Source organism: Anaeromusa acidaminophila DSM 3853 (assembly GCF_000374545.1).
In the GTDB taxonomy this organism is placed as follows: Bacteria; Bacillota; Negativicutes; order Anaeromusales; family Anaeromusaceae; genus Anaeromusa; species Anaeromusa acidaminophila.
The window spans coordinates 21,452-27,451 of sequence record NZ_KB894612.1; the positions used below are offsets into that span (position 1 = coordinate 21,452).

General features: G+C 44.9%; 13 protein-coding genes. All 13 read left to right on the forward strand.

All coding sequences use genetic code 11. The features are described from left to right. Positions 1–140 precede the first annotated feature (140 nt). The 13 genes from C508_RS20950 to C508_RS20980 all read left to right on the forward strand — a co-directional run bounded on the left by C508_RS20950 (position 141) and on the right by C508_RS20980 (position 5,983). Positions 141–533 (forward strand): hypothetical protein, encoded by a 393-nt coding sequence (locus C508_RS20950; protein ID WP_422664652.1) that lies wholly within the window; start codon positions 141–143, stop codon positions 531–533. A 48-nt stretch (positions 534–581) separates the two neighbouring features. Next, positions 582–998, forward strand: a complete 417-nt coding sequence (locus C508_RS20955) for a phage tail protein (RefSeq protein WP_422664653.1) — start codon at positions 582–584, stop codon at positions 996–998. Positions 999–1,046: 48 nt separating this feature from the next. Next, a complete protein-coding gene (locus C508_RS20960) occupies positions 1,047–1,412 on the forward strand; it encodes a phage tail protein (protein ID WP_422664654.1) in 366 nt (121 codons plus the stop codon). A gap of 93 nt (positions 1,413–1,505) precedes the next feature. Continuing rightward, a complete protein-coding gene (locus C508_RS20430; protein WP_156817661.1) occupies positions 1,506–1,880 on the forward strand; it encodes a hypothetical protein in 375 nt (124 codons plus the stop codon). Positions 1,881–2,112: 232 nt separating this feature from the next. Next, positions 2,113–2,436 (forward strand): hypothetical protein, encoded by a 324-nt coding sequence (locus C508_RS19675; protein ID WP_156817662.1) that lies wholly within the window; start codon positions 2,113–2,115, stop codon positions 2,434–2,436. Between the two features lie 256 nt (positions 2,437–2,692). After that, the gene (locus C508_RS20435; protein ID WP_156817663.1) at positions 2,693–2,899 is read left to right on the forward strand and encodes a hypothetical protein; all 207 of its coding nucleotides are present in this window, start codon (positions 2,693–2,695) and stop codon (positions 2,897–2,899) included. Then, on the forward strand, positions 2,900–3,325 hold the full coding sequence (locus tag C508_RS20965; RefSeq protein ID WP_083928127.1) for a phage tail protein: 426 nt from the start codon (positions 2,900–2,902) through the stop codon (positions 3,323–3,325). A gap of 159 nt (positions 3,326–3,484) precedes the next feature. Continuing rightward, positions 3,485–3,772: a hypothetical protein gene (locus C508_RS18990; protein WP_018704627.1), complete on the forward strand. Its 288-nt coding sequence runs from the start codon at positions 3,485–3,487 to the stop codon at positions 3,770–3,772. A 134-nt stretch (positions 3,773–3,906) separates the two neighbouring features. Next, positions 3,907–4,197 carry a phage baseplate protein gene (locus C508_RS20970; protein ID WP_018704628.1) on the forward strand — a complete coding sequence of 97 codons (291 nt, stop codon included), beginning with the start codon at positions 3,907–3,909 and terminating at the stop codon, positions 4,195–4,197. A 23-nt stretch (positions 4,198–4,220) separates the two neighbouring features. Next, the gene (locus C508_RS19960; RefSeq protein ID WP_071595807.1) at positions 4,221–4,676 is read left to right on the forward strand and encodes a phage tail protein; all 456 of its coding nucleotides are present in this window, start codon (positions 4,221–4,223) and stop codon (positions 4,674–4,676) included. Between the two features lie 225 nt (positions 4,677–4,901). After that, entirely contained in the window at positions 4,902–5,120 is a 219-nt protein-coding gene (locus C508_RS20440) for a hypothetical protein (RefSeq protein ID WP_156817664.1), read from the forward strand. Positions 5,121–5,155: 35 nt separating this feature from the next. Then, the gene (locus C508_RS20975; RefSeq protein WP_215731987.1) at positions 5,156–5,575 is read left to right on the forward strand and encodes a phage tail protein; all 420 of its coding nucleotides are present in this window, start codon (positions 5,156–5,158) and stop codon (positions 5,573–5,575) included. Positions 5,576–5,620: 45 nt separating this feature from the next. Beyond that, positions 5,621–5,983 carry a phage tail protein gene (locus tag C508_RS20980; protein ID WP_422664655.1) on the forward strand — a complete coding sequence of 121 codons (363 nt, stop codon included), beginning with the start codon at positions 5,621–5,623 and terminating at the stop codon, positions 5,981–5,983. Positions 5,984–6,000 lie beyond the last annotated feature (17 nt).

The following is a 6,000-nucleotide window of genomic DNA, read 5'->3' on the forward strand; positions in this document are numbered from 1 at the left end:
CCAAGATTTGGCTCCTATTTTACCGACGATACTGGCGGCGATCTACCTCATGAAAATCGTCCTCCCTATTATGCGCTGGCGTATATCATGAAACTATAACTTCCCAAGGAAGTTATAGTTCTATACCGGTTGGCTCTATAATATGGTTCACGGCTCCTATCCCTCCAACTGGATTTATCGAATGCAATGGCCAAAGTACAATATCCTATCCTACTTTAGCGGCTATTGTCGGAGCTACGGTACCTGATTTGAGAAGAGAATTTATTAGGGGCTGGGCTCACGATCGCACCGGTATATCGGACACAGGACGTACGTTTGGCTCTTGGCAAATTGACTTAATTAAACAACATCAACATGAAACGGCAATAGCTAACTCATATTCACCTCAACCATGGGGCTATGGAACAATAAACACTAACTTACTTTCAAGCCCTAGCGGACAGAGTACTTTTCCTGCTTCTTTAAGCTCCTCTTATGGAGGAAGTGAAACGCGCCCAAAAAATATTGCTCTACTTCCCTGCATAAAATATTGATCAGAATCTTCCCAAGGAAGTGTTCCTTCAGTTCCTGCTGGCGCAATAATTTGGTATGGTGCGTCTACCCCACCGAATGGCTGGCTAGAATGCAATGGACAAAGCACATCATCATATCCTTCTTTAGCAGCAATTGTTGGTCCTACAGTGCCAGATTTACGAGGGCAATTTATTAGAGGGTGGGACCACAGCAAAGGAATAGATATATCCCGCCCATTCGGCACTATTCAAAACGATGGTGGTCGGAATATTACTGGCAATATGTATGGTGTTGCAAACGCTTTGTATTGTAGTGGCGATGGCGTTTTTGGCGCAGCGGTAATTGGATGGTCTAATGTTGGTGCTGGTGGCAGTAGTTATGTTGAAAATTATTCCTTTGACGCTTCCCGTGTTTGGGGAACAAGCCATACTGCACCTGAATTTCGTCCTACGAATGTATCGTTATTGCCATGCATTAAGTACTAAATAGAATCTTCCCAAGGAAGTAGTTCTTTAGTTCCAATTGGAACAATAATTTGGTACGGTGCGTCCACCCCGCCAGATGGCTGGCTGGAATGCAATGGACAATCAACCACAGCTTACCCAGCGTTAGCCGCCGTGGTGGGTGCTGTAGTCCCCGATTTACGCGGAGAGTTTATAAGGGGATGGGACCATGGACGAGGAGTTGATCCAGAAAGATTATTTGGTAGTTGGCAAACCGATATGTTTAAATCTCATAATCATACGATGAGTGGATTATATATAAACAAAGTAAGTAATAGTTCATATGGCGATGTAGTAATGTATAGTAATGGATTTAATTCCTTAAAAACAAGCATGGATGGTAGTACGGAAACACGCGGGAGAAATGTTACGCTCCTACCTTGTATCAAATATTGATCAATAACTTCCCAAGGAAGTGTTTCAATCATACCGGCGGGAACAATCTGTCTTTGGTCGGGCAATATTAGTAACATTCCTAGTGGATGGGTATTGTGCAATGGTAGCAATAATACACCTGATTTACGAGATAAATTTGTAATAGGTGCTGGAAATAAATATGAGCCAATGTTAACGGGAGGAGCTGAACAAATTATCCTTCAATCTTCCAATTTACCAAGCAATGCATTATCTTCTCTCGGAAGCAGTTGGATAATATCTGGCAATTATAATAATTATTCGGAATATAGTTTTGGCAACACAACCACTTATGAAAAACAATGGTATACAAGAACGTCAGGCGGCGGTGGCGAAAACATGCAATTTATGCGTTCATTAAGCAACATATTAACTAGTAGTGGATGGAATAACGTTCCTATTGATATTAAACCGCCATATTTTGCATTGGCTTATATCATGAAATTATAAACGGAACCTTCCCAAGGAAGTAATACACCCAGCAAATTTCGTGTTAAAACCATAACTTCCTCTGGTGCTTTTATAGTTCCAAATGGAGTAACTTCACTTATTGTTTCAGGTGCTGCCGGCGGCGGTGGCGGTGCTACCGCTGGAGAATCATGGGCTGGCGGTGGTGGATCTGGTGAATGCATCTACCGGAGAGAAATATTAGTAACTCCTGGGGCCTCGATATGGGTTTCAATTGGAAGTGGTGGTAGTTCGGGATATGGTGGTGGTGCAACAGCATTTGGATCGTATTTTACACTTAAAGGTGGTTTCCCTGGAAGTGGTTATTCTGGCGGTAACGCTGGCGGCTGGGGTTCTATGGCTGGCGCTGGGGGTGGCCCAGGGAATAATACTATGTCTGGTAGAGGGTTTGGAGGTAGCTCTCTTTTGGGTAACGGTGGTAGACCCGGCGATGCTTTCTCTTCTACTACAGGGTTTAGTGGAAGTGGTTATGGAAGCGGCGGTGGAGGTGGGGCTTGGTACGGAAGTGGTGGGGCCGGAGCCAATGGAGTTATTATAATTGAATGGGTTGAATAGAATCTTCCCAAGGAAGTGTTTCAACTATACCGTCGGGAACTATCTGCATTTGGCAAGGTAGCACTACTTCTATTCCCTCTGGCTGGGCCTTATGTGACGGAACAAACGGAACCCCTGATCTTCGCAATCGATTTGTTGTTGGGGCGGGTTTAGACATCGGGATATACAATCCTACTGGAGTCGGCTGGAATTCATTTAACTCAGGATATTTTTCTGTCGGTCAAACTGGTGGCGAACAAATGCATAAATTAACAATAACCGAGATGCCTGCTCATCATCATAATACAACCTCAGCTTGGATGCAGCATGGACAATCTTCTGGAACTGTTGGTGGCGGGGATCCAGGCGTAGTTAATAGATCAAATGTATCTAATGACACAGGAAATGACCAGCCTCATAATAACATGCCTCCTTTTTATAGCCTGGCATTTATTATGAAACTATAGTTGGGAAGATATCTCATAGAATCTTCCCAAGGAAGTGTTTCCACAGTCCCTACTGGTACAATAATCTGGTTTGCTTCTTCTGCGCCTCCTGAAGGCTTTCTGGAATGTAATGGACAGCCTACTGCTGCGTATCCGGCACTTGCAATTTTAGTCGGGCCTAATGTTCCAGATTTAAGGGGCGAATTTATTCGCGGTTGGGATCACGGTAAAGGAATAGATTCAGGACGATCTTTTAAAAGTTGGCAAACTGATATGTTTCAAAGTCATACACATACTTTTACTACGTATGGAGATGTTTCGAATCCGGCACCCAATAAAGTTGGTGCCGCTAAAGGTGATGTCAATGCCTATATGACAACTAATGCTACAGGGGGAACTGAAACCAGACCTCGGAATATCGCTTTGCTCCCTTGCATAAAATACTGAATAGAATCTTCCCAAGGAAGTGTTGCCGGTGTTCCAGCCGGTACGATCTGCATTTGGCATGGCAGCGTTTCCTCCATTCCCTCCGGCTGGGCGCTTTGCAACGGTGATAATAATACCCCGGATCTTCGCTCTCGCTTCGTGTACGGCGCTGGTGGCGACGTGAATACCAAGACTTCCTTCGCCACCGGCTGGAATGCCGTGAACGGCCATTGGCCGGTAGGCGTTAATGGCGGTGAAGAAATGCACCTACTAACCATTGCTGAAATGCCTAGTCATAATCATGGTCTTGGTTTAATCGCATTGAGACAACGAGCTAATGGCTCTGGCGATTCTGATCTTACTTGGGGTTTTTGGGACCAAGGATTTGTAACAAACTATACCGGCGGAAGTCAATCTCATAATATATTGCCTCGCTTTATGGTGTTAGCGTACATTATGAAGCTGTAATAGAAGTTTCCCAAGGAAGTAATACTCTTCCGAGTGGTGTAATTATTCCTTGGTACGGTAATCTAAGCAACATTCCACCTGGCTTTATTTATTGTGACGGGTCAAATGGAACGCCAGACCTGAGAGGAAGAACAGTGATTGGCTCCGGTAATTACACGGACAGCTTTGGCACTCTAAGTTATATTGTTGGCACATATATTGGAGAAAGACTTCATCAATTAACTATCGCTGAAATGCCCAACCATACCCATACTATTACCTATGCCGAAACTTATGACAGTTCTTTGTTGAATGGCAATTATATATCTAACGGTGATGGCATCGCTGCATATAACATGACCATGATAACTAACTCCTCGGGCGGAAACCAGCCTCACAATAACATGCCTCCTAGCATAGTTTTGCATTGGATAATGAAACTATAACTTCCCAAGGAAGTGTTGCCGGCGTGCCGGTCGGCACGGTACTTTATTTTGCAGCCAGCACACCGCCAGACGGCTTTCTGGAATGTGACGGCTCGGTTGTGTCTAGTGCGACATATCCCTCGCTGACAGCCCTCCTTGGGACGACGTATGGCGCGTATGGGCAATTGCCAGATTTACGCGGTGAATTCGTAAGGGGTTGGATTCATGGACGCTCTGGTATTACAGGTGAAAGCGGCACTCGTCTTTTTGGTACAATTCAACTGGATGCCTTGCAAGACCATGACCATTTTGGAGCTTGGTTTGGTAAAGACACTACCGGTTATCGTGATACAACGGAAGGGGTTGGAAGTCCGACCAATGGGTGGACTTCTAAAGCCAGTGAAATTGGGAATGGTCTTCATAATCCACGTGCACGAACATCGGAAGAAACTCGACCGCGAAATGTAGCGATGCTGCCATGTATAAGGGCACTCCCATAATCTTCCCAAGGAAGTGGTAATTTACCATCTGGTAGTATTCTTCTTTGGTCAGGATTAATTTCTACAATCCCAGTCGGCTTTCAACTCTGCGATGGTACTAATGGATCACCAGATTTACGAAATCGTTTTATTGTAGGTTCTGGAAGTGATAGCGGAAATTACACTGCTGACATAACTGAATTCGGAAGTGGGTATTTTCATCCTTCCGAACATGGTGGAGCCGGTATGCATAAATTAACTATTTCAGAAATGCCAAAGCATAATCATCAAATTACTAATTTTTTAGATACATGGGGATCCATTACTATCATCGGCCCTGGATCTGGAGGCTGGCTATTGACTGTTCCCTCAACGAACTTACCAACAACACTTGATTCGGGTGGTGATCAACCACATAGTATTATGCCTCCATATTATTCATTAGCCTACATCATGAAACTATAACTTCCCAAGGAAGTGTTTCCATCCCCACGGGTACGGTGATCTGGTTTGCAGCACCCACGCCACCAGAGGGATTTATCGAGTGCAACGGTCAGTCTACGGCGGCGTATCCGGCGCTGGCCGCTGTGGTCGGTGCTTTCGTACCCGACCTGCGCGGAGAATTTATCCGAGGCTGGGTACATGATCGAGCAGGGATCGTAGGAGAAAGTGGGACCCGTGTTTTTGGAACTTATCAAGCAGACGCGCTACAAAATATTACGGGATCTTTTGGGAATGTAACTGGTGGTGCCACTTATACATCAGGTGCATTTGCATTGAATGGACCTCCATTAAATCAAATTAACGCTGGAGTTTCAGCAACCCATAATTCATGGACGTTTGATGCTTCACGAGTTGTTAGAACTGCAGATGAAACACGTCCGACAAATGTCGCATTACTGCCCTGTATTAAGTATTGATCAATAACTTCCCAAGGAAGTGTTTCTGTTCCTACGGGAACCGTAATTTGGTACGCAGCGCCTACGCCGCCAGAGGGTTTTATCGAGTGCAACGGCCAATCGACCGCCTCTTATCCAGCTTTGGCTGCTATTGTAGGCGCTACGGTTCCCGATTTAAGAGGAGAATTTATCCGTGGATGGGATCATAGTCGAAACGTAGATAATGGCAGGAGTTTTGGCAGTTGGCAAAACGATGAAATAAAAAGCCATAATCACTTATCGGGAATGTATGGTCCTAGACCGGCTGATGGAACGGTTAACGTTTTTCCAACAACAGATCCTTGGGGGCCAGCGATTAACACAGGCTATACGGGTGGAAATGAAACCAGACCGCGAAATATTGCCCTCTTACCCTGTATCAAATATTGACTGGAAACTTCCCAAGG